Annotated in this window: 26 protein-coding genes; 16 read left to right on the top strand and 10 right to left on the bottom strand. The window is 55.0% G+C overall.

What is annotated here, in order from left to right:
* Positions 1-5 precede the first annotated feature (5 nt).
* The 5 genes from cobA to flhE all read left to right on the top strand — a co-directional run bounded on the left by cobA (position 6) and on the right by flhE (position 5,035).
* The gene (cobA, locus tag HA50_RS11425; RefSeq protein WP_084875450.1) at positions 6-821 is read left to right on the top strand and encodes a uroporphyrinogen-III C-methyltransferase; all 816 of its coding nucleotides are present in this window, start codon (positions 6-8) and stop codon (positions 819-821) included.
* Between the two features lie 257 nt (positions 822-1,078).
* On the top strand, positions 1,079-1,264 hold the full coding sequence (locus tag HA50_RS11420) for a hypothetical protein (protein ID WP_084875447.1): 186 nt from the start codon (positions 1,079-1,081) through the stop codon (positions 1,262-1,264).
* Positions 1,265-1,403: 139 nt separating this feature from the next.
* A complete protein-coding gene (flhB, locus tag HA50_RS11415) occupies positions 1,404-2,558 on the top strand; it encodes a flagellar biosynthesis protein FlhB (RefSeq protein WP_084875444.1) in 1,155 nt (384 codons plus the stop codon).
* Positions 2,551-4,638 (top strand): flagellar biosynthesis protein FlhA, encoded by a 2,088-nt coding sequence (gene flhA, locus HA50_RS11410; RefSeq protein WP_084875441.1) that lies wholly within the window; start codon positions 2,551-2,553, stop codon positions 4,636-4,638. Before flhB ends, flhA begins: the two co-directional genes overlap by 8 nt.
* Position 4,639: 1 nt before the next feature.
* The gene (flhE, locus tag HA50_RS11405; RefSeq protein WP_084875438.1) at positions 4,640-5,035 is read left to right on the top strand and encodes a flagellar protein FlhE; all 396 of its coding nucleotides are present in this window, start codon (positions 4,640-4,642) and stop codon (positions 5,033-5,035) included.
* A gap of 36 nt (positions 5,036-5,071) precedes the next feature.
* Here flhE and argS read toward each other — a convergent pair whose 3' ends face one another.
* The gene (argS, locus tag HA50_RS11400) at positions 5,072-6,802 is read right to left on the bottom strand and encodes an arginine--tRNA ligase (protein ID WP_084875435.1); all 1,731 of its coding nucleotides are present in this window, start codon (positions 6,800-6,802) and stop codon (positions 5,072-5,074) included.
* 176 nt (positions 6,803-6,978) lie between these two features.
* Positions 6,979-7,101, bottom strand: coding sequence for a hypothetical protein (locus HA50_RS32000; protein WP_276329370.1), 123 nt, complete (start codon positions 7,099-7,101; stop codon positions 6,979-6,981).
* Between the two features lie 314 nt (positions 7,102-7,415).
* Between HA50_RS32000 and HA50_RS11395 the strand changes: the two genes are divergently transcribed.
* Positions 7,416-7,976 (top strand): VOC family protein, encoded by a 561-nt coding sequence (locus HA50_RS11395; protein WP_084875432.1) that lies wholly within the window; start codon positions 7,416-7,418, stop codon positions 7,974-7,976.
* Here HA50_RS11395 and HA50_RS11390 read toward each other — a convergent pair.
* Positions 7,973-9,118, bottom strand: a complete 1,146-nt coding sequence (locus HA50_RS11390; protein WP_084875429.1) for a MalY/PatB family protein — start codon at positions 9,116-9,118, stop codon at positions 7,973-7,975. The two genes, HA50_RS11395 and HA50_RS11390, sit on opposite strands and share 4 nt — an antisense overlap.
* Before the next feature lie 87 nt (positions 9,119-9,205).
* Between HA50_RS11390 and cutC the strand changes: the two genes are divergently transcribed.
* Together cutC and HA50_RS11380 are read left to right on the top strand one after the other, a co-directional pair.
* Positions 9,206-9,958, top strand: coding sequence for a copper homeostasis protein CutC (gene cutC / locus HA50_RS11385; protein WP_084875425.1), 753 nt, complete (start codon positions 9,206-9,208; stop codon positions 9,956-9,958).
* Positions 9,959-10,262: 304 nt separating this feature from the next.
* Positions 10,263-10,538: a hypothetical protein gene (locus HA50_RS11380; protein ID WP_244193572.1), complete on the top strand. Its 276-nt coding sequence runs from the start codon at positions 10,263-10,265 to the stop codon at positions 10,536-10,538.
* Positions 10,539-10,688: 150 nt separating this feature from the next.
* Here HA50_RS11380 and HA50_RS11375 read toward each other — a convergent pair whose 3' ends face one another.
* Entirely contained in the window at positions 10,689-10,877 is a 189-nt protein-coding gene (locus tag HA50_RS11375) for a ribbon-helix-helix protein, CopG family (protein ID WP_084875423.1), read from the bottom strand.
* 384 nt (positions 10,878-11,261) lie between these two features.
* Between HA50_RS11375 and HA50_RS11370 the strand changes: the two genes are divergently transcribed.
* Positions 11,262-12,110: a hypothetical protein gene (locus tag HA50_RS11370; protein WP_084875420.1), complete on the top strand. Its 849-nt coding sequence runs from the start codon at positions 11,262-11,264 to the stop codon at positions 12,108-12,110.
* A gap of 95 nt (positions 12,111-12,205) precedes the next feature.
* Here the strand turns inward: HA50_RS11370 and HA50_RS11365 are convergent, their stop codons facing one another.
* Complete coding sequence (locus tag HA50_RS11365; protein WP_084875417.1) at positions 12,206-13,303, bottom strand: glycerol dehydrogenase; 1,098 nt, start codon at positions 13,301-13,303, stop codon at positions 12,206-12,208.
* A gap of 175 nt (positions 13,304-13,478) precedes the next feature.
* Between HA50_RS11365 and HA50_RS11360 the strand changes: the two genes are divergently transcribed.
* Positions 13,479-14,099: a LysE family translocator gene (locus HA50_RS11360; RefSeq protein WP_084875415.1), complete on the top strand. Its 621-nt coding sequence runs from the start codon at positions 13,479-13,481 to the stop codon at positions 14,097-14,099.
* Positions 14,100-14,102: 3 nt separating this feature from the next.
* Here HA50_RS11360 and cmoB read toward each other — a convergent pair whose 3' ends face one another.
* The 3 genes from cmoB to HA50_RS11345 form a co-directional block, all read right to left on the bottom strand.
* Entirely contained in the window at positions 14,103-15,071 is a 969-nt protein-coding gene (gene cmoB, locus HA50_RS11355; RefSeq protein ID WP_084875412.1) for a tRNA 5-methoxyuridine(34)/uridine 5-oxyacetic acid(34) synthase CmoB, read from the bottom strand.
* Positions 15,068-15,796 carry a carboxy-S-adenosyl-L-methionine synthase CmoA gene (gene cmoA / locus HA50_RS11350; RefSeq protein WP_084875409.1) on the bottom strand — a complete coding sequence of 243 codons (729 nt, stop codon included), beginning with the start codon at positions 15,794-15,796 and terminating at the stop codon, positions 15,068-15,070. Before cmoA ends, cmoB begins: the two co-directional genes overlap by 4 nt.
* Before the next feature lie 92 nt (positions 15,797-15,888).
* The gene (locus tag HA50_RS11345; RefSeq protein ID WP_084878485.1) at positions 15,889-16,710 is read right to left on the bottom strand and encodes a DUF72 domain-containing protein; all 822 of its coding nucleotides are present in this window, start codon (positions 16,708-16,710) and stop codon (positions 15,889-15,891) included.
* Between the two features lie 221 nt (positions 16,711-16,931).
* Between HA50_RS11345 and aspS the strand changes: the two genes are divergently transcribed.
* From aspS to ruvB, 6 genes are all read left to right on the top strand, one after another.
* Complete coding sequence (gene aspS, locus HA50_RS11340) at positions 16,932-18,713, top strand: aspartate--tRNA ligase (protein WP_084875407.1); 1,782 nt, start codon at positions 16,932-16,934, stop codon at positions 18,711-18,713.
* Positions 18,713-19,144, top strand: a complete 432-nt coding sequence (nudB, locus tag HA50_RS11335; RefSeq protein ID WP_084875404.1) for a dihydroneopterin triphosphate diphosphatase — start codon at positions 18,713-18,715, stop codon at positions 19,142-19,144. Before aspS ends, nudB begins: the two co-directional genes overlap by 1 nt.
* A 143-nt stretch (positions 19,145-19,287) precedes the next feature.
* Positions 19,288-20,031 carry a YebC/PmpR family DNA-binding transcriptional regulator gene (locus tag HA50_RS11330; RefSeq protein ID WP_084875402.1) on the top strand — a complete coding sequence of 248 codons (744 nt, stop codon included), beginning with the start codon at positions 19,288-19,290 and terminating at the stop codon, positions 20,029-20,031.
* Positions 20,032-20,068: 37 nt separating this feature from the next.
* Positions 20,069-20,596 carry a crossover junction endodeoxyribonuclease RuvC gene (gene ruvC, locus HA50_RS11325; protein WP_084875399.1) on the top strand — a complete coding sequence of 176 codons (528 nt, stop codon included), beginning with the start codon at positions 20,069-20,071 and terminating at the stop codon, positions 20,594-20,596.
* A gap of 82 nt (positions 20,597-20,678) precedes the next feature.
* Entirely contained in the window at positions 20,679-21,293 is a 615-nt protein-coding gene (ruvA, locus tag HA50_RS11320; protein WP_084875396.1) for a Holliday junction branch migration protein RuvA, read from the top strand.
* 8 nt (positions 21,294-21,301) lie between these two features.
* Positions 21,302-22,309 carry a Holliday junction branch migration DNA helicase RuvB gene (gene ruvB, locus HA50_RS11315; RefSeq protein ID WP_084875393.1) on the top strand — a complete coding sequence of 336 codons (1,008 nt, stop codon included), beginning with the start codon at positions 21,302-21,304 and terminating at the stop codon, positions 22,307-22,309.
* Positions 22,310-22,990: 681 nt separating this feature from the next.
* On the opposite strand, the gene znuB is transcribed toward ruvB, so the two are convergent.
* Positions 22,991-23,776, bottom strand: a complete 786-nt coding sequence (gene znuB / locus HA50_RS11310) for a zinc ABC transporter permease subunit ZnuB (RefSeq protein WP_084875391.1) — start codon at positions 23,774-23,776, stop codon at positions 22,991-22,993.
* On the bottom strand, positions 23,773-24,528 hold the full coding sequence (znuC, locus tag HA50_RS11305) for a zinc ABC transporter ATP-binding protein ZnuC (RefSeq protein WP_084875388.1): 756 nt from the start codon (positions 24,526-24,528) through the stop codon (positions 23,773-23,775). The genes znuB and znuC overlap by 4 nt, the downstream gene beginning before the upstream one ends.
* Between the last annotated feature and the right edge of the window lie 19 nt (positions 24,529-24,547).

Genomic DNA, 24,547 nt, shown 5'->3' with positions numbered 1-24,547 from the left:
CCATCATGACCCAGGCAATTGAGACACTGGATAAACTGTTTAACCCGCCGGGATTGGAAGCGCCACAGGGGCAGGTATGGTTGGTGGGTGCCGGGCCGGGCGATGTGGAGCTGCTGACGCTGAAAGCGCTGCGGTTGATCAAAAGTGCGGATGTGGTGGTCTATGACCGGCTGGTCAGTGATGATGTCATGGCGGAAGTGCCGGCCAGTACGCTGGCGATCGATGTCGGTAAAAAGCCTGGCAGCCATGGGTTAAAACAGGCGCAGATCAATCAACTGTTGGTGGATCTGGCGCGTAGCGGGCGCAATGTGGTGCGTCTGAAGGGGGGCGATCCTTTTATTTTTGGTCGTGGTGGGGAAGAGATGGTTTGTCTCCAGCAGGCCGGAATTGGTTGTCAGGTGGTGCCAGGGATTACGGCCGCTGCAGGTTGTGCGGCAGCCAGCGGTATTCCACTGACCCATCGCGAATGCGCCCAGTCGCTGCGACTGATTACCGGGCACGGTAAAACCGGCGAGCCGCAGCTGGATGATCATAGCCTCACCGCCGCCAATCAGACGCTGGTGTTTTATATGGGGCTGAAATGGAGCGCCAGTATTAGCGTACAGTTGCAGGCGCAGGGGCGAGAACCGACCACGCCGGTTGCCATCATTGAGAATGGCACGCGACCAGAACAGCGGGTGCTCATCACCACCCTGGAGCAGCTTAGCGAGACAGTCGCCCGCGAGCAGCCGCAATCACCAGCGTTGTTGCTGGTGGGTGACGTGGTGCGCTTTTATCGCGCGACCAGCGTCGCCAACGCGACACATTACACAATGGTGTAGCAGCACGATGCCCTGTCCTGAAAGGGCATCGTTTTGAAATGACTCTTTGCTGATACTTTCCTGAACACATCCTGAATGCCTTAAATCCCTCTGACATTTTGATGACTCAAATTTCGGAGGTTGATCACCTGTGCTAACGTCCAGTCATCTTCCCGTCGCCAGGCAACTTTTATTTGCTGCGACATGGAGATACAGATGATCGGGGCAAGGTGGTTGAAATACTGAGACAAGCCAAACCGCAACTTGAGGAAAAGATTATGACGATTGAAGAGCAGTGGCGACTGGAATCACATCTGAAAGGATGGCTAGAAGGATACCTGGAGGGCCGTCAGGAAGCCACACTGGAAATAGCACGCCGTATGCTGGCGGAAAAACTGGCTCTCAGCACCATCATAAAAGTGACGGGCCTCAGTGAGGATGAGTTAAAACAACACAATTCCTGAACACCCCGCGATGTCATCTGCGCAGGCGGTAATTTCCCTTATGGCTAAATAAGCTGACATTTTCCCCCCTTAATCCACGCTTTAGCGTCCGCGCCTTTTGGCATCCTATGCTCAGAATTCCAGTCAGCAGAGGTATGTCGTGGCTGAAGACAGTAGCGACGAGGACAAAACAGAATCGCCCACAGCGCACCGACTTGAAAAAGCGCGTGAAGAGGGGCAGATTCCGCGTTCGCGCGAGCTGACGTCATTACTGATGATGTTATCCGGCATTATGATTTTATGGCTGGGTGGCACCAGCATGGCGCGACGGCTGGCGGCGATGGTCGCGACTGGTTTTCGTTTTGATCATGGCATGGTCACGGATGACAAAGTGATCGTGGCACATATCAGTACCCTGATTGGTCAGGCGGTGCTGGCGGTGCTGCCGCTGATGGCCGGTTTAGTGCTGGTGGCGATGGCTGCACCGATGCTGCTGGGCGGTATCGTCATCAGCGGTAAATCTCTCAGCCTCGATTTAACCAAACTTAACCCGTTGAGTGGTCTGAAACGTATGGTTTCAGGACAAACCTGGGCTGAGCTGCTGAAAGCCATCCTCAAGGCGGTGTTGGTGGGGGCGGTGGCTGGTTGGTATGTCTGGTCGCACTGGCCGGAGATGCTGCGTTTAATCAGTGAATCCCCGATGAACGCGCTGGAACATGGCATGAACATGATCGCCGTGTGCTGTGTGCTGGTGATGTTGGGTTTGATTCCGATGGTCGGCTTCGATGTGTTTTGGCAGTTGTACAGCTACTTCAAAAAATTACGCATGTCGCGCCAGGATATCCGTGACGAATTCAAACAGCAGGAGGGCGATCCTCATGTTAAAGGGCGAATTCGTCAGGCGATGCGCGCCGCTGCCCGCCGCCGCATGATGGCTGACGTACCCAAGGCCGATGTGATCGTCACCAACCCGACGCACTACTCGGTGGCACTGCAATATAACGAGAAAAAAATGAGCGCACCGAAGGTGATCGCCAAAGGGGCGGGTGATGTGGCGCTGAAAATTCGCGAACTGGGCAAAGAACATCGCGTACCCATTCTTGAAGCACCGCCGCTGGCGCGTGCGCTATATCGTCATACCGAAATTGGTCAGTTCATTCCAGGGGCACTTTATGCGGCGGTGGCCGAAGTGCTGGCGTGGGTCTGGCAGCTGCGACGCTGGAAGCGTGAAGGCGGCATGATACCGAAGAAACCTAATAATCTGTCGGTCCCGGCAGAGATGGACATTCCAGGAGAGAACAGAAACGATGGCTAATCTGGCCGAAAAGCTGCGGTTACCGGGCAACTTCAAAGACACACAATGGCAGGTACTGGCCGGTCCGGTACTGATCATGATGATCCTGTCGATGATGGTGCTGCCATTACCCGCGTTCATCCTTGACCTGCTGTTTACCTTTAACATTGCGCTGTCGATCATGGTGTTGCTGGTGGCGATGTTCACCCAGCGCACGCTGGATTTCGCGGCATTTCCTACCATTCTGCTGTTCTCCACCTTGTTGCGTCTGGCGCTTAACGTCGCCTCGACACGTATCATCCTGCTGGATGGTCATACTGGTGCCGCAGCGGCAGGACGTGTGGTGGAAGCCTTCGGCCACTTTCTGGTCGGTGGTAACTTCGCCATTGGTATCGTGGTGTTCATCATTCTGGTCATCATCAACTTTATGGTTATCACCAAGGGTGCTGGCCGTATCGCTGAGGTGGGTGCGCGCTTTGTCCTCGATGGGATGCCCGGCAAACAGATGGCGATTGACGCCGACCTGAACGCCGGATTGATCGGTGAAGAGGAAGCCAAACGCCGTCGCTCAGAGGTGACCCAGGAAGCGGACTTCTACGGTTCGATGGACGGTGCCAGTAAGTTTGTGCGTGGTGATGCCATCGCCGGGATCATGATCATGGTGATAAACGTGATCGGTGGCCTGCTGGTGGGTGTGGTTCAGCACGGTCTGGATCTGGGGCACGCAGCCGAAACCTATACGCTGCTGACTATCGGTGATGGCCTGGTAGCGCAGATCCCGGCGCTGGTCATCTCGACTGCTGCCGGTGTCATCGTAACACGCGTCAGCACCGACCAGGACGTTGGCGAGCAGATGGTGGGCCAGTTGTTTAACAACCCGCGCGTGCTGATGCTAAGTGGTGGGGTGATCGGTTTGCTGGGCCTGGTGCCGGGTATGCCTAACTTCGTGTTCCTGCTGTTTACCGCAGGGTTACTGGGCCTGGCCTGGTGGTTGCGTGGCCGTCAGATGCAGCCGAAGAAACAACCGGAAGCGTCCAGTGTAGTGAAAAGTCAGGAGACGCCTGCCACGGTTGAAGCTTCATGGACCGACGTCCAATTGGAAGATTCACTCGGTATGGAAGTTGGCTATCGCCTGATTCCGATGGTCGATCATTTACAAAACGGTGAACTGCTGGGGCGTATCCGCAGTATCCGTAAAAAAGTGGCGCAGGATGTGGGCTTTCTGCCGCCTGTGGTACATATCCGCGACAACATGGAACTGCCGCCTGCCCGTTACCGCATCCTGATGAAAGGGGTGGAAATTGGCAGCGGTGATGCTTATCCGGGACGCTGGATGGCGATTAACCCTGGCACCGCAGCGGGCACTCTGCCGGGTGAGGCGACCGTCGATCCCGCTTTCGGCCTGGCGGCTATCTGGATCGACAGTGCTCTGAAAGAGCAGGCTCAGATTCAGGGCTTCACCGTGGTGGAAGCCAGTACCGTGGTGGCCACGCACCTCAATCACCTGATTGGACAATACGCCAGCGAGCTGTTTGGTCGTCAGGAAGCGCAGCAATTGCTGGATCGCGTGACGCAGGAAATGCCGAAACTCACTGAAGACCTGGTGCCGGGCGTCATTACCCTGACCACGTTGCATAAGGTCTTGCAGAACCTGCTGACGGAGCGTGTGTCGATTCGCGACATGCGCACCATTATCGAAACCCTCGCCGAACATGCACCGGTGCAGACCGATGCGCAGGAACTGACCAGCGTAGTTCGCGTGGCGCTGGGCCGCGCCATCACCCAGCAGTGGTTCCCAGGCAACGGGGAAGTGCAGGTGATTGGTTTGGATGCGACGCTGGAACGCTTATTGTTGCAGGCATTACAGGGCGGCGGCGGCCTGGAACCGGGTCTCGCCGATCGCTTGTTGCATCAGGCACAGGATGCGCTGCAACGTCAGGAAATGCTGGGTGCGCCGCCGGTGCTGCTGGTTAACCATCCGCTGCGGGCATTGCTGGCGCGCTTCCTGCGCCGCAATCTGCCGCAGCTGGTGGTGTTGTCTAATATGGAGCTGACGGATAACCGCCAGATTCGCATGACCGCCACCATCGGAGGCAAATAACATGCGTCGCGTGTGGCCGGGTTTGTTGCTGTTATTACCCCTGTGGGCGGTAGCGGCGGACGGTGCGTGGCATGCCAGCGCCAGCGGGCCGACGCTTGGGGCGCGCGGTAACTGGCTGGCTTCTCCACCGTTGCGTGCCACATCAAAGGTACAGGGAACAATTTCACAGGTGAGCTGGCGTTATCAACTGAGCCGCCCGGCACCCTCCGGGCTGGTGGTGCGCCTTTGTGCCACCCAGCGTTGTGTGTTGCTGGAGGGGGCGAGCGGGACGACGCGCGGTTTGGCGCATATCGCTGCAGATGAGACGCTACATCTGGCTTTTGGATTTAACGGCCGGGGCGCCGTGCCGCCAGGCCTGCGCGTGGTGAGCAGTGAAGTTACGGTGAATTATCACTAGCCCATAAAAAACCCGCCTTCTGGCGGGTTTTTCGTATTACATACGTTCGACAGTTTTAATGCCGAGGGTATCGAGACCCTGCTTCAGCGTTTTCGCTGTCAATGCCGCCAGTTGCAGACGGCTATTACGCACCTGCTCATCTTCCGCCGACAGGATCGGGCAGTGCTCGTAGAAGCCCGAGAACTGACCCGCCAAATCGTACAGATAAGCACACATCACATGCGGCGTACCATCACGCGCAACCTGAGTGATCACTTCTTCAAATTGCAGCAGACGAGTGGCCAGTTGGGCTTCACGTTCTTCAGTCAGTACGATCTCGCCTTGCAGGCTGTCGGCATCAATCCCGGCTTTGCGGAACACCGACAGCACGCGGGTGTAGGCATACTGCATGTAAGGCGCGGTATTGCCTTCAAAGGCCAGCATGTTGTCCCAGTCGAAGACGTAATCGGTGGTGCGGCTTTTTGACAGGTCGGCGTATTTCACCGCGCCGATGCCCACCACTTCCGCCAGATCCTGCAACTCCTGCGGCGTCATATCCGGGTTTTTCTCGCTGACCAGCGCCAGTGCGCGTTCAACCGCTTCGTCCAGCAGGTCAGCCAGTTTGATGGTGCCGCCGGTACGGGTTTTGAACGGACGGCCATCTTTGCCCAGCATCATACCAAATGCGTGGTGCTCCAGCGGCACGCTCTCAGGCACGTAACCGGCTTTACGCACGATAGTCCATGCCTGTTGCAGATGCTGATGCTGACGTGAGTCGATGTAATACAGCACACGGTCAGCATGCAGGGTTTCGTAACGGTATTTCGCGCAGGCGATATCGGTGGTGGTGTAGAGATAGCCACCATCTTTCTTCTGCACAATCACGCCCATCGGGTCGCCTTCCTTGTTTTTGAATTCATCAAGGAACACCACGGTTGCGCCTTCACTGATCACCGCCAGACCTTTCTCTTTCAGGTCGGCAACGATGCCCGGCAGCATGTCGTTGTACAGGCTTTCACCCATCACATCTTTACGCGTCAGAGTGACATTTAAACGGTCATAAACTTTCTGGTTCTGACTCATGGTGATGTCGACCAGCTTCTTCCACATGGTGCGGCAATATTCATCGCCACCCTGCAATTTCACCACATAGCCGCGTGCGATCTCGGCGAAAGCTTCGTCTTCGTCATAAGTGCGTTTGGCTTCGCGGTAGAAGGCTTCGAGGTCCGCCAGGGCGATATCTTCATGATGTTCGTTCTGCTGTTTTTCCAGGTAGGCAATCAACATACCGAACTGCGTGCCCCAGTCACCGACGTGGTTGGCACGGATGACATGGTGGCCGAGAAACTCCAGCGTACGCACCGCAGCATCACCGATGATGGTGGAACGGACGTGACCCACGTGCATTTCTTTCGCCACGTTCGGTGCGGAATAGTCAATCACCACGGTTTCGGGTGCCACACTGCTAACGCCAAGACGGGGTAAGATCAGCGCCTGCGCCGCCTGTTCAGCCAGCCACTGGCGATCGAGGAAGATATTAATGAAGCCGGGACCGGCGATTTCGACTTTGCTGGCAATACCGTGCAGGTCAAGATGCTGGATCACCTGCTCAGCCAGCTGACGCGGTGCCTGACCGAGCTTTTTTGCCACCGCCATGATACCGTTCGCCTGGTAGTCGCCAAATTGCACCTTAGCGGACTGACGAACCTGGGGTTCGCAATCGGCAGGCGCACCTGCCGCGATCATTGCCTGACCGACTTTGTCGGAAAGAAGAGCCTGAATATTCACCGCGTTACCTTCATATGCTGAAATGGCCCGCCTGCCATAAGCGAGCCGTTGTCGTCATCCCGCAGAGGCGTTCTCGGGCTGGCGGGACGGAAAAAATAAGAGGGGAAGTATACGTGAAATGATAGAGTGCGTCAGCAATCGGTTCAGACTGAAAAATAGAGGAAACACAGCGCCGATTAACGGCGCCGTGCAAAGCGACGAGGATTTTTAACGCTTTTGTCTTCACGCACCTTCCAGTGGCGGGAAATTGCAAATCCCATCAATGCAATCAGGACCGCGACAACAATGAGCATAGACATAGGGCCATTCCTTTTATTTGAGTAGTCACAAATTTATAAGAAAGGATTTCAGGCTGCAATTGTTTGCAGGCTAAATAAGACTTATCTCATTGTATTAATTATATTTATTAAAAACAGGTGGTTAAGGTACTTTCATAAAGTAACTTTTGGACCTGTGGTTACGATTAATCCGAATTGAAAGGCAGTTTTATAAGGTTTTACGGGGTTTTACGGTCTAAATCAGATGATTCTGACAGTTATGCCCGGAGAAATTCAGATTCTGCAAGAATCTACATTGATTAAAAGATCTAAACTAATCGCGAGGTGATTGACGCATGACGATGATTTTTCCTTCAGAACTGAAGGATTTGGAACAGGACCTGCTGCGCTTTGAACAGGCGTTACTACAATTTGCTGAACGTTTGGGATTGCAGCTCGATCAGCACGAGGCCGATCATGTGGCTGTACGTTGCCATCAGTACGCTACGGCTGAGCGCTGGAAGCAGGGTTTGTTGCAAATCGGCAGCCAGTTCTCTGAAGCAATGATCAACGGTCGCCCGATTTGTTTGTTCAAATTGCATCAGCCAATACAGCTGGCGGGATGGCAGGTCGAGGTGATTGAGTTGCCCTGGCCGGGTGAAAAACTCTATCGGCATGAAGGCTGGGAACATGTGGAAATTGTGTTGCGTGGCGAGCCGGAAACGCTCGGCATGCGGGCGATGGCGCTGCTGGCCGATGAAGCGCTGATGCAACCGGGAATTTCGTTTAAAACCAGCACCCCGCAGGGCGAGAAGGAGCGTTTGCCCAATCCGACCCTGGCAGTGACGGATGGGCAAACCACCATTAAGTTTCATCCGTGGCGACTGGAAGAGATCGTCGCCAGCGAACAGGCTTAACGCCGGGTTGCCACCGCGCGTTGCAGACGGGCGACAGCTTCCTCCAGCGTGGCGCGGGTACAGCCAAAATTGAAACGAACAAAATTATCATCGCCAAAGTCGCGTCCTGGTGAGAAACCCAGCCCGTGCTGTTCAAACCACAGTGCCGGGCTGGCAACGGCAAGCTGGCTGGCATCGATCCAGCCGAGGTAGGTCGCTTCTGGGGACACCATGCTCAGTCCGGGCAGGGCATTAACCTGTTCTACCAGCCAGTCACGATTGGCGCGCAAATAATCAAGCTGCGCCGCCAGCCAGGCATCCCCCTCTCGCCAGGCCGCCTCTGCTGCGACCAGTGCCAGAATATCCACCGCGGGCACAATCCCCTGACGTGTCTGATTAAAACGTTCACGTAATTCCGGGTTAGGGATGATCGCCATTGAAGCGCCCAGCCCGGCAATGTTGAAGGTCTTCGACGGTGAAATCAGCGTGATGCTGCGTTGCGCCGCATCTTCGCTCAGCGATGCGAAGGGGACGTGCTGTACGCCGGGGCTGAGGATCAGGTCGCAATGAATCTCATCAGAGCAGACGATCAGATCATGCTGTTGCGCAAAAGCCAGCTGTGCCAGCAACTCGTCACGACGATAAGCAGTGCCGCCCGGATTTTGCGGATTGCACAGCATCAGCAGACGCTCGTTACCCTGCATTTGTTCACTCGCCGCCGCCAGATTCATTAGCCAGCGCTGATTTTCTAACCGCAGTGGTAAGTGGGTTTGATGTCGATCTGCCAGTTTAGCCGCAGCGCGAAAGGGGGGATAAATCGGGTCCGGAGCGACAGTGCTTTGCGCAGGGTCGGTAAATGCGCGGACCGAAAGATTCAGGCCACTCACAACCCCAGGCAACAGCACAATCCATTCCGGCTGGATCTGCCAGCCATAGCGCTGCGCCAGACGGGAAATCGTGATATCAATCAATCCGGTTGGCGTAGTGCCGTAACCGAAAACACCGTGCTCTGCCCGGTTTTTTATCGCAGTAATTATGCATTCCGGGGAGCGAAAATCGGTGTCAGCAACCCATAGCGGCAGTACATCCTGATCGCCATATTTGTGCCATTTCAAACTATCGCTGTGACGGCGGTCTATCCATTGGTCAAAATTGAATGCCATAGTTAGTTTTCCACGTAAACTGTCTTCATTGAGCAGACTAACTTAAGCAATCTTCCCGAGCCAGAAGTCATGTGAAAGGAGAAAAGTATGACGAAACTGGAAATATGCTGCTACGGCATCGACTGTGCAATGACTGCGCAGCTGTCCGGTGCTGACCGAGTGGAACTGTGCAGCGCACCCCGTGAAGGCGGGCTGACACCCTCAGCGGGGGTGCTGGAAGCGGCGCGACGGCAGGTGACGATTCCGGTGCATCCCATTGTCCGGCCACGCGGCGGCGATTTTTGCTATACCGCCCACGAGTTCGAAGTGATGAAATCGGATGTGGCGCTGATGCGTGAACTGGGTTTCCCCGGTCTGGTTATTGGCATGCTGGATGAAGATGCCCATGTGGATGTCGCCCGTATGCGCCAGATTATGGCGTTGTGTGACGGCATGGCAGTGACCTTCCATCGCGCCTTTGACTTGTGCCATAGCCCAAAGCGTGCGCTTGAGGTACTGAGTGATTTGGGTATCGCGCGCATTCTGACTTCGGGTCAGCAGCAAAGCGCGGAAACCGGAATTCCATTATTGCGGGAACTTAATGAGCAAAACGTGGGTCCAATCATTATGGCCGGGGCAGGGGTGCGTCTTAGCAACCTGCAGAAGTTTCTGGATGGTGGAATCCAGGAAGTTCATAGCTCGGCAAGCCGCTTAGTCGCCTCCCCGATGCGCTACCGCAAAGCTGGGGTGTCGATGTGTTCTGAAGCGGAAACCGATGAATTCAGTCGCTACTGCGTTGATGGTGATGTGGTGGAAGCCATGAAAAGCATGATGCAGATGAACACCGTCCGGGTAGCCTGAAATCGCGCCAATTTTGCCGCGCAGCACGCCGAAAGCATGACGTGATGTTTGCAAGTACCAAACCCCAGTTTTTCTTGCTGGGGTTCTTTTTATCTAAAATAAGCGTTTGACTCCGCGCAGTGACGAAATGTGATGGATCATAGAAATATAAATCCGTCAACCCGCCAATATTAAACTCACATAATTTCCATATTGTCATTACCATGACGTGAAGAGAAAAGAACTTATTACAACTAAAAGCATGGATGATTTTGTGAACCAGAGCATCCGTGTGTCATCAATGTAGTGCTTTTGGCTGGGGTAAATGGATATGACCATGATTTCACAGGAGAAGCTTGTAACTCTGAATCGCATGCGAAACGGAACGGATTATAAGTTACGAGGTGATAAAGCAGTCGGTGTGGAAGTCAGACATGATAATGTACGAAGAAAACGCACAGAGGTCACTTGCCGGAGCCTGGCACCATTGATGCGTGAAGGCTTAATTGATTTTGTTGTGATTGTCAGTGATATGACACGTTATTACGAAGTCAGACTCACCGAAGAGGGTGAGAAGATAATAAGGAGCAAGCCACGATAATGTTAGCCGGAATAAAATCCAGCCATCACTTTTAATGATGGATAAAGTCTTAATCGTAGCGGCGCGATTTATCGCGCAATGTTCGTTCGCGTTAATAACAACCCGCGCCATAAATCGCGCTGCTACGCGTCAGGAGCAGAACATGAGAAGTTACTGCCGTTTTAGCGACTGTTCGTAAATATCAATGGCATTAGCAATGATGGCTGCCTGAGATATCCCGGAATGACTCGCGAGCAACTCGATTCGGTCGATGGTATTCAGGGGGAGTTTATAGGTTTTGGGCTTCATACCACGCTTTTCATCGCTGCGTTTCTGAATGTCGCTGGCTGATTGAATCATGCTTAAACCCTCCGTAGAGTTAGGGATAGTAGGGTACGGCTGTGCTCATTAAGATTGCCTTAGGGATTATAAATGGGCGGCAGTGAGCTTAATCTCATGAATAGCCTCACTATAATGGGTTAATCAGACTTGACTTTGTTCAGAAGAGTTTTTTTAGTTTTAAAATCTATGAAATCCTGCAATGGCAGAAGCTAACATTAAATGGCGGATATAAACCGGGGTTAAATATTCAAAGTAAACTTTAACTCAATCCGGGCGGTTCGTCTTTTACTGTTGTGTGATGAGCCTCCTTCTCCCTTTGTGATGATCTCCGCAAGCTGACCGTAGCGCATCATGAAAAAAGATGCTTACATTGAAAGTTAAGGCTATTCACGGATAACCATCATGAAATCCATCCCTTGTGCCGTTTTACTGCTGCTTTTTCCGCTCAGTGGCGCTGCGCTGGCTGTCAGCACCGTCTGTCCGCCGTTGAGCAAGAACATCACCAATAGCAACAACTGGATTATGCTGGGGGGGAATGCGAAAGGTGCCGTGCGCCAGGTGATTGCCGGTGAATTTGGTAAAGACGTTGATTCACAGAAACGCATTCTGGGGCAGTTTGATCCCTGTGGTGATTTGATGGTGGCGGACATTACTTACGATAAAAGCGAAAGTAATGTCGTGCTGAGCATGGAACAACATATTGCGCGTGTGCAGGGCGGCTGGGTGGCTGAGTACGCCTATCTGGTGAAAGTCCTGAAAGAGGGGAAAGAAGTGGTGGTGGATAACCGGCAGGGCACCATTAACTGGCAGATGGGGCAGCGGGGTAATATCATCAGTTCCTCTGACAAATTTACCAGTATGGGCAAAAACGGCTTCACCGATACCACCTACCGTTATGACAAACATTTCCGCGTGGAGAGAAGCGTCGCACGCGGCAGTGATGCGCTGACTAACGGGGAGAGCACCTACAACTGGAATCCACAGGGGTTGGTGATCAGCGCCATCAGCGCTCGCAGCAAAGATACCTACACCTATGACAATCAGTGGCGTGAGTTACGTCTGAATGGCACGGCGACCACTCCGGTCAGTACTATCCGATCGGTGGATGAATGTCAGCTGTGGGATGAGGTAGGAAATTGCACGCTCAGTTATTTGCACGAAACCGAAGTGTTTGAGAAAGGAACCATCGAGCGTCATCTCAGTTCGGCTTATAAATATCAGTATTGGGATAAGCCGACCGAAGAACAGTAGTCATGATGAATGCGTAGCGGCGCAATTTATTGCGCGTTTTTGACCCGGCATTGTTGCCAAATAAGCGCGATAAATCGCGCCGCTACGCAGGGGCATTATTTAACGGTTTTACTGAACGCGTCTACCGCCAGAATGGCATTGGCAATATCTTCCGGTGACAGATGCGGATTCAGGTTTTTCAGCGTATCGCCTTCGCTGTTTGCCAGCGCACCCACCCGCACCAGGTTCTCCCAGGACTCATGCTCCAGATGCAGTTCTTTCAGTGTGGTTGGCATATTAATCGAACGGTAGAAGCGGATGTAACGGGCGATCTCTTCATCCGGACGCTGCTCCAGCACCATCTGGGTCAGGGTGCCATAAGCCACTTTTTCACCATGGGTCAGATGGTGGATATCCCCGTCGATAGCGGTAAAACCATTGTGGATGGCATGTGCGCCAGCCAGACCGGCATTCTCAAAGCCAAGGCCGGAGAGCAGGGTATTGGCCTCTACGACCGCTTCAACCGCTGGCGTTACGCGTTTTTCGCTGACGGCGGTGTAAGCGCTGAATCCCCAGGTCAGCAGCGTTTCCTCACAGGCACGGGCGATTGCCAGCCCGGCGATGGTGGGATCGCCATTGACCATCGATTTGGCATGTGAACGCAGGACCGCCTGCGCTTCTACCCAGGTGGCAAGACCGTCGGCGATGCCCGAAGCGAATAAACGCACGGGTGCGCTGGCGCAGACAGCGGTATCCACCAGTACCAAATCCGGGTTTTTGCTGTAGAAGCGATAACTTTCAAACACGCCGCTGTCAGAGTAGATCACCGAAAGCGCGCTACATGGTGCATCGGTGGAGGCTACGGTGGGGACAATCGCCACTGGCAACTTCAGTTCATCAGCCACGGCTTTCACTGTATCGAGCGTTTTACCGCCGCCGAGGCCGACAATCACATCGCTGCCGGTGGATTTTGCCAACTGCGTCAGACGATTGATCTCATTGCTGGAGGCTTCGCCATTAAACGGCTGACGACTGAATTCGATGCTGGTGGCCTTTAAAGCCTGCTGTGTCCGCTCGCCAATCAGCTGCCAGACGATATCGTCGGCCACCAGAAAAGCGTGTTTACCCAGCTCTGCGATATAGGATCCCAGTTCATCCAGCACGCCAGCGCCCTGCACATATTTCCGTGGTGAAGAGAAAATAAACTTACTCATAGCCATAACTCCTTTGGGTGAGAAAAGAGACTGGCATCAAACTGACACAGAAAAATGACGGTAATTTAACCATTGGTGGCAAGTTGAGAATTATTCTCAGTTACTCACGGAAGGTAACTATCGTCTTCCTCCAATTGCAGCGTTAAGATAGCGGCAAATTTACAGGGAGCCCGCCATGACGTTACTGATTTCATTTCTGTTTGCTATCACCATCCTCACCTTAACACCGGGTTTTGATACCGCACTGGTGCTACGTACTGCGGCGGCCCAGGGCTGGAAACGTGCCTCGGCTACTGCGTTCGGCGTGACCCTGGGATGTCTGGTGTGGGGCGTGATGGTGGGGCTGGGTTTGGGTGCGTTGCTGCTGGCTTCAGAAATGGCTTATAACCTGTTGAAGTGGGTGGGAGCGGCGTATCTGCTGTGGCTGGGCGTGAAATTATTGCTGAATCCGCGTACTCAGGCGGATGACGGGCAGGTTACCACCACAAAAGAACAAAGTTATTTCGCCTGCTTTAGTCGTGGGCTGCTGGGCAACATGCTGAATCCAAAAGTGGGGGTGTTTTACGTCACTTTCCTGCCGCAGTTTATCCCGGCCGGTGCCTCAGTACCGTTGTGGTGTACCCTGATGGCGCTGACCCATATGGCGATTGGTCTGGTGTGGAATGCGGTGCTGATTGGTGGCAGCCATTACTTTGCTGCGCACCTGCGTCGTCCGAGCGTGTTGAAAGTGATGGATCGTCTGACGGGCTGCGTATTTATCGGTTTCGCCGCGAAGCTGGCGCTGTCGCGGCGTTAACGATCAGGGCTTACGTGCCACCAGTACCGCGCGCAGCGGTGCTGGATAGCCTTCCACCGTTTTGCTGCTATCGAGCGGATCAAGGAATTCGGCCAGCGATTCGCTGGTCATCCAGTCGGTACGGCGTTGTTCTTCCACCGAGGTGACCGCGTAATCAACGATACGCACATCGACGAAACCACACTTCTCCAGCCAGCTTTTTAACGCGGCAGCGGAAGGAATAAAGTAGACGTTGCGCATCTGCGCATAACGTTCACCCGGCACCAGTACCGCGTTTTCATCCCCTTCAATCACCAGCGTTTCCAGCACCAACTCCCCTTCACTGACCAGCTGATTCTTCAGCTGTAGCAGATGGTCCAGCGGCGAACGGCGGTGATACAGCACTCCCATCGAAAACACGGTATCGAACGCCTGTAGCGCAGGCAGTTGCTCAATACCCAGCGGCAGCAAATGCGCACGACGATCGTCACCGAGCAGCTTGCGCACCGCTTCGAACTGACACAGGAACAGCTGCATGGGATCGATGCCCACCACCAGCTGTGCACCGGCACCGACCATGCGCCACATGTGGTAGCCACTGCCACAGCCGACATCCAGCACCATGCGCCCGGCCAGCGGGGAAATGTGTGGCTGTACACGCTGCCACTTCCAGTCCGAACGCCATTCGGTATCGATTTCTGTGCCGTAGAGTGAGTACGGCCCTTTGCGCCACGGCATGAGATTACGTAACAGCTTTTCAATCCCGGCACGCTGACGTTCGGTTAGATCATCCTGTTGTGCACTGACGCTATGCAGTAAATCGAGCTGCTGCGGGACCAGTGCAGGAAGATGCTCGACCGATTTTTCCCAGTTACGGAAATGACCGTGCAGATTTTCCCGCTGCCAGGCCGCCACCTGAGCGGGTAGCACTTCCAGCCAGCTGGCGAGCGGGCCTGTAGCGATTTGCTGATAGAAGCGACCAAAATCAATCATTTCAGTGCCACCAGCGAACCAAAGTTAAAGCATTGAAACCATAGCTCAGCGTGGGAAAAACCCGCCTGCTTGAGGCGCGCTTTGTGTGCTTCGACGCTGTCGGTCAACATGACATTTTCCAGCATGCTGCGTTTCTGGCTAATTTCCAGTTCGCTATAGCCATTGGCGCGCTTGAAGTCGTGGTGCATGTTGAACAGCAACTCGCCGACTTCGGCATCTTCAAAGCTGAATTTTTCCGAGAGTACCAGCGCCCCGCCAGGATTCAGACCCTGGGCAATTTTTTGCAACAAAAGCACCCGGGCATCGGGTTCCAGGAACTGCAACGTAAAGTTGAGCACCACCAGCGAGGCGTTTTCGATGTGGATATCACGAATATCCGCCTCCAGCACCTGCACTGGCGTATCGGCACGGAAAGCATCGATATGGCGACGGCAGCGTTCAACCATTGCTGGCGAGTTATCAACAGCAATGATCTCACAACCCGGCACATGAATATTACGGCGGACTGAGAGCGTGGCAGCGCCGAGCGAACAGCCCAGATCGTAGACCTTGCTGTTGGGCTGCACAAAGCGTTCTGCCAGCATACCAATCATCGAAATGATGTTGGAATAACCGGGCACCGAGCGCTGAATCATATCGGGAAAGACTTCAGCCACGCGCTCGTCAAAGGTCCAGTCACCCAGTTTATCGATGGGTGCGGAAAATAGCGTATCGCGGTCAGACATAATGAAATATCCGGAGAGAAAACGGAAAGGGCGCTATTCTGGCAGAAACTGCCGCAGGCTGCACCCGTTTCCCATGAGTGTAGCCCGAGGCGTCAGAACAGGCTGGATTGCTGAGGCCAGACAGGCAGGGCAGGCAGCCGGGGTTCCAGCTGTTGCAGCTGGGGCCACAATGCCTCAACCAATGGAAACACCTCACCCATATCGGGCGTGTGAATAAACAGCAACGGATCGCTCTCTGCCAGCCAGTCGGGCAATTTTTCGAGCCACGGCTGAAACATTGGCACAGATTCATCAACACTATCACTGCCGATAAAACGCACCATCGGCTGGTTGCCGGTACGCACCGCATGTGGCGGTACGCGAGGTTTTTTTTCCCGCGCATGAATGGCCACGGCGGTTTGTGATTGCGAGGCATGGACCGGGCGGCTATCCAGAATCACCCGATTCACGCCGCGTTGTTGCAAACCGCGATTAAGCGCACGTTCGGCCTCGCCTTTGGCAAAGAACGCCGCATGGCGCACTTCCACCCCATAACTGAAGCGACGCGGCAGGCTATCCAGAAAGTGCCACAGATCATTCAGCTGCGCCGGCGAAAAGGCGGCGGGGAGTTGCAGCCAGTATTGGCCGATACGGTTGGCTAACGGGTCCAGCAGACGCAAAAACTCCGCCAGCAAATCATCGCAGTTACGCAGCGCCGCCTGGTGGCTGATGGTAGACGGGAATTTAAAGCAGAAACGGAAATCATCATGGGTCATGTCGCGCCAGCGCAGCACCACTTCCTGCTTTGGCAATGCATAAAGCGTGGTATTGCCTTCGACACAATCGAACAGCTGCGCATAATCTGCCAGCGTTTCCAGACCAAATTGTTTCCAGTGTGCATGCTGCCACTGCGGTAAGCCAATACGTAGCGTCAAAACGAACCCCATACGGAAAAATCAGCGACAGGTTAACCTGTTTTAGTCACACTGGGATAACAACCTGTGACAAAAGCAGATGTTTTAAGCGCTTTGGCGCGGCTCTACTTATCCTGTCAGGCTTTTTCCATTATAATAGCCGCCTTTTTTGCGGCAGCATCTCAGAAGGTTACGCGGCCTGATGCTGCCTGGCTGCAGCGGCGAAGTTAAAAGGATACGTTATGCGTACAGAATATTGCGGACAGCTCAATCTGTCTCATGTGGGTCAGCAAGTCACTCTTTGCGGCTGGGTAAACCGCCGTCGCGATCTGGGTAGCCTGATTTTTATCGATATGCGCGACCGTGAAGGCATCGTCCAGGTGTTCTTCGATCCCGATCGTCAGGAGGCTTTCCAGCTGGCGTCTGAGCTGCGTAACGAATTCTGTATCCAGATCACCGGCACCGTGCGTGCGCGTGATGAGAAGAATAAAAACAGCGAGATGGCGACAGGCGAGATTGAAATCTTTGCCCATGACCTGAACATTATTAACCGTGCTGAACCGCTGCCGCTGGATTCCAACCAGGTCAACAGCGAAGAAGCACGTTTGAAATACCGCTACCTGGACCTGCGTCGTCCGGAGATGGCACAGCGCCTGAAAACCCGCGCAAAAATCACCAGCTTTGTCCGCCGCTTTATGGATAACGAAGGTTTCCTTGATATTGAAACCCCGATGCTGACCAAAGCCACACCGGAAGGTGCGCGTGACTATCTGGTGCCGAGTCGTGTGCATAAAGGCAAATTTTATGCACTGCCGCAGTCACCTCAGCTGTTCAAACAGCTGCTGATGATGTCCGGTTTTGACCGTTACTATCAGATCGTGAAGTGCTTCCGTGACGAAGACCTGCGTGCCGATCGTCAGCCTGAATTTACCCAGATCGACGTGGAAACCTCCTTTATGAGCGCCGAACAGGTGCGTGAAGTGATGGAACGTCTGATCCGTGAACTGTGGCTGGATATCCGGGGCGTGGACCTTGGCAGCTTCCCGCAAATGACCTTCGCCGAAGCGATGCGTCGTTACGGTTCTGACAAGCCAGACCTGCGTAACCCGATGGAGCTGGTGGATGTTGCTGACCTGCTGAAAAACGTCGAATTTCAGGTGTTCTCTGGCCCGGCCAACGATGCCAAAGGCCGTGTTGCTGCGCTGCGCGTGCCGGGTGGTGCCACCCTGAGCCGTAAGCAGATTGATGAGTACGGCAAGTTTGTTGAAATCTACGGTGCCAAAGGGTTGGCGTGGATGAAGGTCAACGAGCTGGCGAAAGGTTTTGAAGGTGTACAAAGCCCGGTAGCGAAGTTCCTCAATGCTGAGATTGTGGCCGCGATTCTTGAGCGCACCGGCGCGCAGGATGGCGATGTGATTTTCTTTGGTGCCGATCGCGCCAAAGTGGTTTCCGATGCGCTGGGCGCACTGCGTCTGAAAGTGGGTCGTGACCTGCAAATCACCGATGACAAAGCCTGGGCACCGCTGTGGGTCATCGACTTCCCGATGTTCGAAGCGGATGACGAAGGTGGTCTGGCAGCGATGCACCATCCGTTCACCTCGCCGAAAGAGATGACGGCTGAGCAACTGGCGGAAAACCCGGAGCAGGCCATCGCCAATGCTTACGATATGGTGATCAACGGTTATGAAGTGGGCGGCGGTTCCGTGCGTATCCACAACGGCAAAATGCAGCAGGTGGTGTTCAGCATTCTCGGCATTGCGGAAGAAGAACAGCGTGAGAAGTTCGGCTTCCTGCTGGATGCACTGAAATTCGGCACCCCGCCGCATGCGGGTCTGGCATTTGGTCTGGATCGCGTCACCATGCTGCTGACCGGTACCGATAACATCCGTGACGTGATTGCCTTCCCGAAAACCACCGCGGCGGCCTGTCTGATGACGGAAGCACCCAGCGAAGCCAACCCGGCTGCGCTGGCCGATCTCGGGATTCAGCTGGCTCCGAAGAAAGACAAGCTTGAGAATAAATAATGGGCTATAAGCATCCGGTGTCGGTTCTGGTAGTGATTTTTGCTCAGGACTCAGGCCGGGTGCTGATGCTGCAACGCCGCGATGACGAGAGCTTCTGGCAATCGGTCACTGGCAGCCTTGAAGCCGGGGAAAGCCCGCTTCAGGCTGCCCAGCGTGAAGTGCAGGAAGAACTGGCGATCGATGTGGTAACCGAACAGCTGCCGCTGGAAGATTGCCATAAGCAAATCGAGTTCGAGATCTTCCCGCACTACCGCCATCGCTACGCGCCGGGCACTACCCACAACCGTGAACACTGGTTCCGGCTGGCACTGCCCGCAGAGCGCGAGGTGATCCTGAGTGAACACCTTGCCGCGCGCTGGCTGACGCCCGCTGATGCAGCAGCCCTGACTAAGTCCTGGAGTAACCGCCAGGCAATTGAAGAATTTATCTGAATGCCAGCCGCCACGCGTTTTTTCGGTGGCGCATTTATTAGAATTTAAAGCATCTGGTGCGTTCTTCAGAACTGCACAGCGAAATTGAACAGTCAGGTTAGAAAGATACCCTGCATAAGATTTGAGATCGGAGAGAAATTTTTATGGCTGGACATAGTAAATGGGCAAACACCAAGCACCGCAAGGCGGCTCAGGATGCGAAGCGCGGTAAGATCTTCACCAAAATCATTCGCGAGCTGGTAACTGCCGCGAAACTGGGTGGTGGCGATGCCGGTTCCAACCCGCGTCTGCGCGCTGCAATGGACAAAGCCCTGTCCAACAACATGACCCGTGACACCATGAACCGTGCGATTGCACGTGGTGTGGGTGGTGAAGATGATTCCAACATGGAAACCATCATTTATGAAGGTTACGGTCCGGGCGGTTCTGCGGTGATGGTTGAATGTCTGAGTGACAACCGCAACCGTACCGTTGGCGAAGTGCGTCACGCCTTCACCAAAACCGGTGGTAACCTCGGTACTGACGGTTCCGTTGCTTACCTGTTCAGCAAGAAAGGGGTTATCTCCTTCGAACCGGGCAAGGATGAAGACAGTGTGATGGAAGCTGCGTTGGAAGCAGGTGCGGAAGATGTGGTGAGCTACGACGATGGTGCTATTGACGTGTTCACGGCCTGGGAAGAACTGGGTGCAGTGCGTGATGCACTGGAAGCCGCTGGCCTGAAAGCCGATAGCGCGGAAGTTTCCATGATCCCGTCGACCAAAGCTGAAATGGATGCGGAAACCGCACCGAAACTGCTGCGTCTGATCGATATGCTGGAAGATTGCGACGACGTGCAGGAAGTTTACCATAACGGCGAAATTTCCGATGAGGTGGCGGAAACGCTGTAATGGCGTTTTCTCAACCCCAGATTGCCGGAGACGCATCATGGCGATAATCCTTGGGATAGACCCTGGTTCGCGCGTCACCGGCTACGGTGTTATCCGCCAGACCGGCCGCCAGCTCAGTTATCTGGGCAGCGGCTGTATCCGCACTAACGTTACCGACCTGCCATCCCGTCTCAAGCTGATTTATGCTGGCGTCAGCGAAATCATCACCCAGTTCTCGCCTGATTTTTTTGCCATCGAACAGGTCTTTATGGCGAAAAACGCCGATTCAGCGCTCAAGCTGGGGCAGGCGCGTGGGGCCGCCATCGTGGCAGCGGTTAATCTTGATCTGCCGGTGTTTGAATACGCGGCACGCCAGGTCAAACAAACGGTGACCGGCATCGGTAGCGCGGAAAAAAGCCAGGTGCAGCATATGGTGCGCACCTTGCTGAAGTTACCGGCCAATCCACAGGCGGATGCGGCCGACGCCCTGGCCATCGCCATCACCCATTGCCACGTCAGTCAGAACGCGGCGCGGATGAGTGATAGCAAGCTGGTGCTGACGCGAGGGCGTTTGCGGTCAGGCTAGATGAAAACCTAAGGCTGGATATTCATCCAGCATTTTTTATGGTATATAAACAGGCTTACTCATAGATTAAGGAAGTGCTCAGGTGATTGGTCGTTTACGAGGCAATATTCTGGAAAAACAGCCGCCGCTGGTGTTAATTGAGGCGCACGGCGTCGGTTATGAAGTGCATATGCCAATGACCTGCTTTTATGAGCTGCCTGAGCTAAACCAGGAAGCGATTATCTTCACCCAGTTTGTGGTGCGCGAAGATGCGCAGCTGCTGTTTGGTTTTAATAGCAAACAGGAGCGTGCGCTGTTCCGCGAGCTGATCAAAGTGAATGGCGTCGGGCCAAAGCTGGCGCTGGCAATTCTCTCCGGCATGTCGGCACAGCAGTTCGTGACGGCAGTGGAGAAAGAAGAGATTGCGGTGCTGGTGAAGTTACCGGGTGTTGGTAAGAAAACTGCCGAGCGCCTGGTGGTGGAAATGAAGGACCGCTTCAAAGGGATGCACGGCGATCTGTTCGGCGGTGACAATGCCTTTACTCTGACCACACCGTCTGCCGAGCCAGAGACCAACGATGCGGAAGCAGAAGCGGTTGCGGCCCTGGTAGCGCTGGGGTATAAACCGCAGGAAGCCAGCCGTATGGTAAGTAAGATTGGCCGACCCGATGCGGACTGCGAAACCCTGATCCGCGAAGCCCTGCGCGCAGCCATTTGAGGTAAAGCATGATTGAAGCCGATCGTCTGGTCTCCGCCAGCAGTGTTAACGAAGAAGAGAACCTCGACCGCGCCATTCGACCGAAGCTGCTGTCTGAATATGTTGGCCAGCCGCAGGTGCGTGAGCAGATGGAGATCTTTATCAAGGCGGCGCAGCTGCGCGGTGATGCGCTCGACCATCTGTTGATCTTCGGCCCGCCAGGCCTCGGTAAAACCACGCTGGCGAATATTGTCGCCAACGAGATGGGCGTCAATCTGCGGACCACTTCCGGGCCAGTGCTGGAGAAGGCGGGCGATCTGGCGGCGATGCTGACCAACCTTGAACCTCATGATGTGTTATTCATCGATGAAATCCATCGTCTGTCACCCGTGGTGGAAGAGGTGTTGTATCCGGCGATGGAAGATTATCAGCTGGATATCATGATCGGTGAAGGGCCAGCGGCGCGCTCCATCAAACTCGATCTTCCGCCCTTTACCCTGATTGGTGCCACCACCCGCGCCGGTTCGCTGACTTCACCACTGCGCGATCGCTTCGGGATTGTGCAGCGACTGGAATTTTATAATGTGGCGGATTTGCAACATATCGTTGGCCGCAGCGCCGCCTGTCTGGGCCTGGCGCTGAGCGAAGAGGGTGCACTGGAAATCGCACGTCGCTCACGCGGGACGCCACGTATTGCCAACCGCCTGCTGCGCCGTGTGCGTGACTTCGCCGAAGTGCGGGCCAATGGTGATATGAGCGGTGAGGTTTCCGCCAGCGCGCTGGATATGCTCAACGTGGATAGCCAGGGCTTTGACTACATGGACCGCAAGCTGTTGCTGGCGATTATTGATAAGTTCATGGGCGGCCCGGTTGGGCTGGATAACCTGGCGGCAGCGATTGGCGAAGAGCGTGAAACTATCGAAGATGTGATTGAACCCTTCCTGATTCAGCAGGGCTTTATTCAGCGCACGCCGCGTGGCCGTATGGCAACGCAGCATGCGTATCGTCACTTTGGGATTACCCGCGAAGAACAGTAAACCGGCGGGGTTCCGCCCGCCAGGCGGTGGTTAGCACCGAGCGGGTTCCGGCCGCCAGTTGGCACCGAGCAGGTTCCGCCCGCCAGACATCAGGTAGTTTCAGCATTACCGTGCAGGCGGACGGGCAAAGGTACGATGGCGCGTACCTTTGCAATCCGCGCCCTGCGGCGTCCTCGCGCAGCGCTGCGCGCTGTGCCCTCGCTTATCACTCAGGCCCACGGACCACGCGGATTCGCCATCCTGGCTCAAACCGCGCTCTCGCCGACGTCCTGTCGGCTCGTCCTGGCCTTCACTCTGCACTCGGCGCTGCGAAAGCCGCCCACACCCCGTTTGCAGGACCATCACATAAAAACAAACAACAACGGAAAAAACCCAGAAAGTCATCGCTGGTGCAGCGGGGGTGTGAGCGCCATCCGGACTCGCTGAACGCGGGAGCGATTCCAGGATGAGCCGCAAGGATGCGGCGAAAGGCGGCGTTGAGCAGGAGCGAATCGACGCCGGTCCGTCGGAAGCGTGAGTAAGCGAAGGGACCGCGAAGCGGCGAGGAAGGCGGCGCAGGGCCGGGGAATGCAAAGGGGACGGCCAGGTCCCCTTTGCTCGGTCGCCGCACCGGCGTACTGCAACTGCCCCAGCCCGTGGCGAACGAAACCGGCACTGTAGCGAGCGAAACCTGCACCGGCGTTAAGCCGCCGGTTTCTTCGCCATGCTGATGATAAACAGGATGGCTGCACACAGCACCACTGATGGACCGGCAGGCGTATCGTAAAGTGCAGAAAAACTTAAACCGCCGGTCACCGCAAGAATCCCGATAATCACCGCAAAGCCTGCCATTTGCTCCGGCGAGCGGGAGAAGCGGCGTGCGGTAGCGGCCGGGATGATCAGCAGTGAAGTGATAATCAACGCCCCGACAAACTTCATCGCCACGCCAATCGTCAACGCCGTCACCAGCATCAGCATCAGGCGCGTGCGCTGAATGTTAACCCCGTCCACCTGCGCCAGTTCCGGGCTGATGGTCATAGACAGCAGCGAGCGCCATTGCCACGCCATCACCGCCAGCACAATCACCACGCCACCGCCCATCATCCACAGGTCCTGTGGTGTAACCGCCAGTAAATCGCCAAACAGATACGCCATTAAATCGACGCGCACACCAGACATCAGGCTGACCACCACCAGACCCAGCGATAACGCACTGTGCGCCATAATACCGAGCAGGGTATCGATCGCCAGATGCGGACGACGTTCCAGCCACACCAGCCCCAGCGCCAGGCAAACCGTCACCAGAATCACCGCATAATAGGGATTGACGTTAAACAGCAGGCCGAAGGCCACACCGAGCAGTGAGGCGTGGGCGAGGGTATCACCGAAATAGGACATACGACGCCAGACGACAAATGCGCCCAGCGGACCGGCTGCCAGTGCCAGAAACACACCGCCCAGCCAGCCGGGTAACAACAGTTCAATCATGACGGGCCATTTCCTTTGCGCAGAACAATTCGTCCCTGTAAATCGTGACGATGATTATGATGATGGCGATAAATAGCCAGTTGCTGAGCACCGCGAGGACCGAACATGGCGATAAATTCCGGGTGCTGCGAGACCGCCTCCGGCGTGCCGGAACAGCAGATATGGTGATTGAGGCACAACACTTCGTCAGTTTTTGCCATCACCAGATGCAGGTCATGTGAAACCATCAGCACACCGCAGTTCAGTTCGCGTCGTAGCTGATCAATCAGGTCATACAACGCCACCTGGCCGTTCACATCAACACCCTGAGTGGGTTCATCCAGCACCAGCAGTTGCGGGTCGCTAAGTAGCGCCCGAGCCAGCAATACGCGTTGCGTTTCACCGCCGGATAATTTCTGCAAAGGGGCATGCAGCAGATGCCCGGCCTGCACGCGTTTTAACGCCGGTAAGATGGCGTCCGCGCGGCTGCCACGCGACAAACGCATAAAGCGTTCGACGCTGATCGGCAGGGTAGGGTCAATATGCAATTTCTGCGGCACATAGCCGATACGTAAACTGGCGCTACGTTTTACGCTGCCGGTGTCAGGCGTCAGCAAGCCCAGCACCACACGCACAAGGGTCGATTTCCCGGCACCATTCGGGCCAAGTAATGTCAAAATTCTTCCCGGCTCCAGTGACAGGCTGACACCCGCCAGGACCGGACGTTGGGAGAATTTCACGGAGATATTTTCGAGCGTAACAAGTGAAGGCATGATATTTACAGGTTGCACA

Source organism: Pantoea cypripedii, assembly GCF_002095535.1.
Taxonomy (GTDB): Bacteria; Pseudomonadota; Gammaproteobacteria; order Enterobacterales; family Enterobacteriaceae; genus Pantoea; species Pantoea cypripedii.
This window is presented reverse-complemented; position numbering and strand designations above follow the sequence as displayed.

Bases quoted from the DNA above. Each gene is read 5' to 3' on its own strand.
- cobA (WP_084875450.1), top strand. From the start codon at position 6: ATGACCCAGGCAATTGAGACACTGGATAAACTGTTTAACCCGCCGGGA.
- HA50_RS11420 (WP_084875447.1), top strand. From the start codon at position 1,079: ATGACGATTGAAGAGCAGTGGCGACTGGAATCACATCTGAAAGGATGG.
- flhA (WP_084875441.1), top strand. From the start codon at position 2,551: ATGGCTAATCTGGCCGAAAAGCTGCGGTTACCGGGCAACTTCAAAGAC.
- flhE (WP_084875438.1), top strand. From the start codon at position 4,640: ATGCGTCGCGTGTGGCCGGGTTTGTTGCTGTTATTACCCCTGTGGGCG.
- HA50_RS32000 (WP_276329370.1), bottom strand. From the start codon at position 7,101: ATGTCTATGCTCATTGTTGTCGCGGTCCTGATTGCATTGATGGGATTT.
- HA50_RS11395 (WP_084875432.1), top strand. From the start codon at position 7,416: ATGACGATGATTTTTCCTTCAGAACTGAAGGATTTGGAACAGGACCTG.
- HA50_RS11390 (WP_084875429.1), bottom strand. From the start codon at position 9,118: ATGGCATTCAATTTTGACCAATGGATAGACCGCCGTCACAGCGATAGT.
- cutC (WP_084875425.1), top strand. From the start codon at position 9,206: ATGACGAAACTGGAAATATGCTGCTACGGCATCGACTGTGCAATGACT.
- HA50_RS11380 (WP_244193572.1), top strand. From the start codon at position 10,263: ATGGATATGACCATGATTTCACAGGAGAAGCTTGTAACTCTGAATCGC.
- HA50_RS11375 (WP_084875423.1), bottom strand. From the start codon at position 10,877: ATGATTCAATCAGCCAGCGACATTCAGAAACGCAGCGATGAAAAGCGT.
- HA50_RS11370 (WP_084875420.1), top strand. From the start codon at position 11,262: ATGAAATCCATCCCTTGTGCCGTTTTACTGCTGCTTTTTCCGCTCAGT.
- HA50_RS11365 (WP_084875417.1), bottom strand. From the start codon at position 13,303: ATGAGTAAGTTTATTTTCTCTTCACCACGGAAATATGTGCAGGGCGCT.
- HA50_RS11360 (WP_084875415.1), top strand. From the start codon at position 13,479: ATGACGTTACTGATTTCATTTCTGTTTGCTATCACCATCCTCACCTTA.
- cmoB (WP_084875412.1), bottom strand. From the start codon at position 15,071: ATGATTGATTTTGGTCGCTTCTATCAGCAAATCGCTACAGGCCCGCTC.
- cmoA (WP_084875409.1), bottom strand. From the start codon at position 15,796: ATGTCTGACCGCGATACGCTATTTTCCGCACCCATCGATAAACTGGGT.
- aspS (WP_084875407.1), top strand. From the start codon at position 16,932: ATGCGTACAGAATATTGCGGACAGCTCAATCTGTCTCATGTGGGTCAG.
- nudB (WP_084875404.1), top strand. From the start codon at position 18,713: ATGGGCTATAAGCATCCGGTGTCGGTTCTGGTAGTGATTTTTGCTCAG.
- HA50_RS11330 (WP_084875402.1), top strand. From the start codon at position 19,288: ATGGCTGGACATAGTAAATGGGCAAACACCAAGCACCGCAAGGCGGCT.
- ruvC (WP_084875399.1), top strand. From the start codon at position 20,069: ATGGCGATAATCCTTGGGATAGACCCTGGTTCGCGCGTCACCGGCTAC.
- ruvB (WP_084875393.1), top strand. From the start codon at position 21,302: ATGATTGAAGCCGATCGTCTGGTCTCCGCCAGCAGTGTTAACGAAGAA.
- znuB (WP_084875391.1), bottom strand. From the start codon at position 23,776: ATGATTGAACTGTTGTTACCCGGCTGGCTGGGCGGTGTGTTTCTGGCA.
- znuC (WP_084875388.1), bottom strand. From the start codon at position 24,528: ATGCCTTCACTTGTTACGCTCGAAAATATCTCCGTGAAATTCTCCCAA.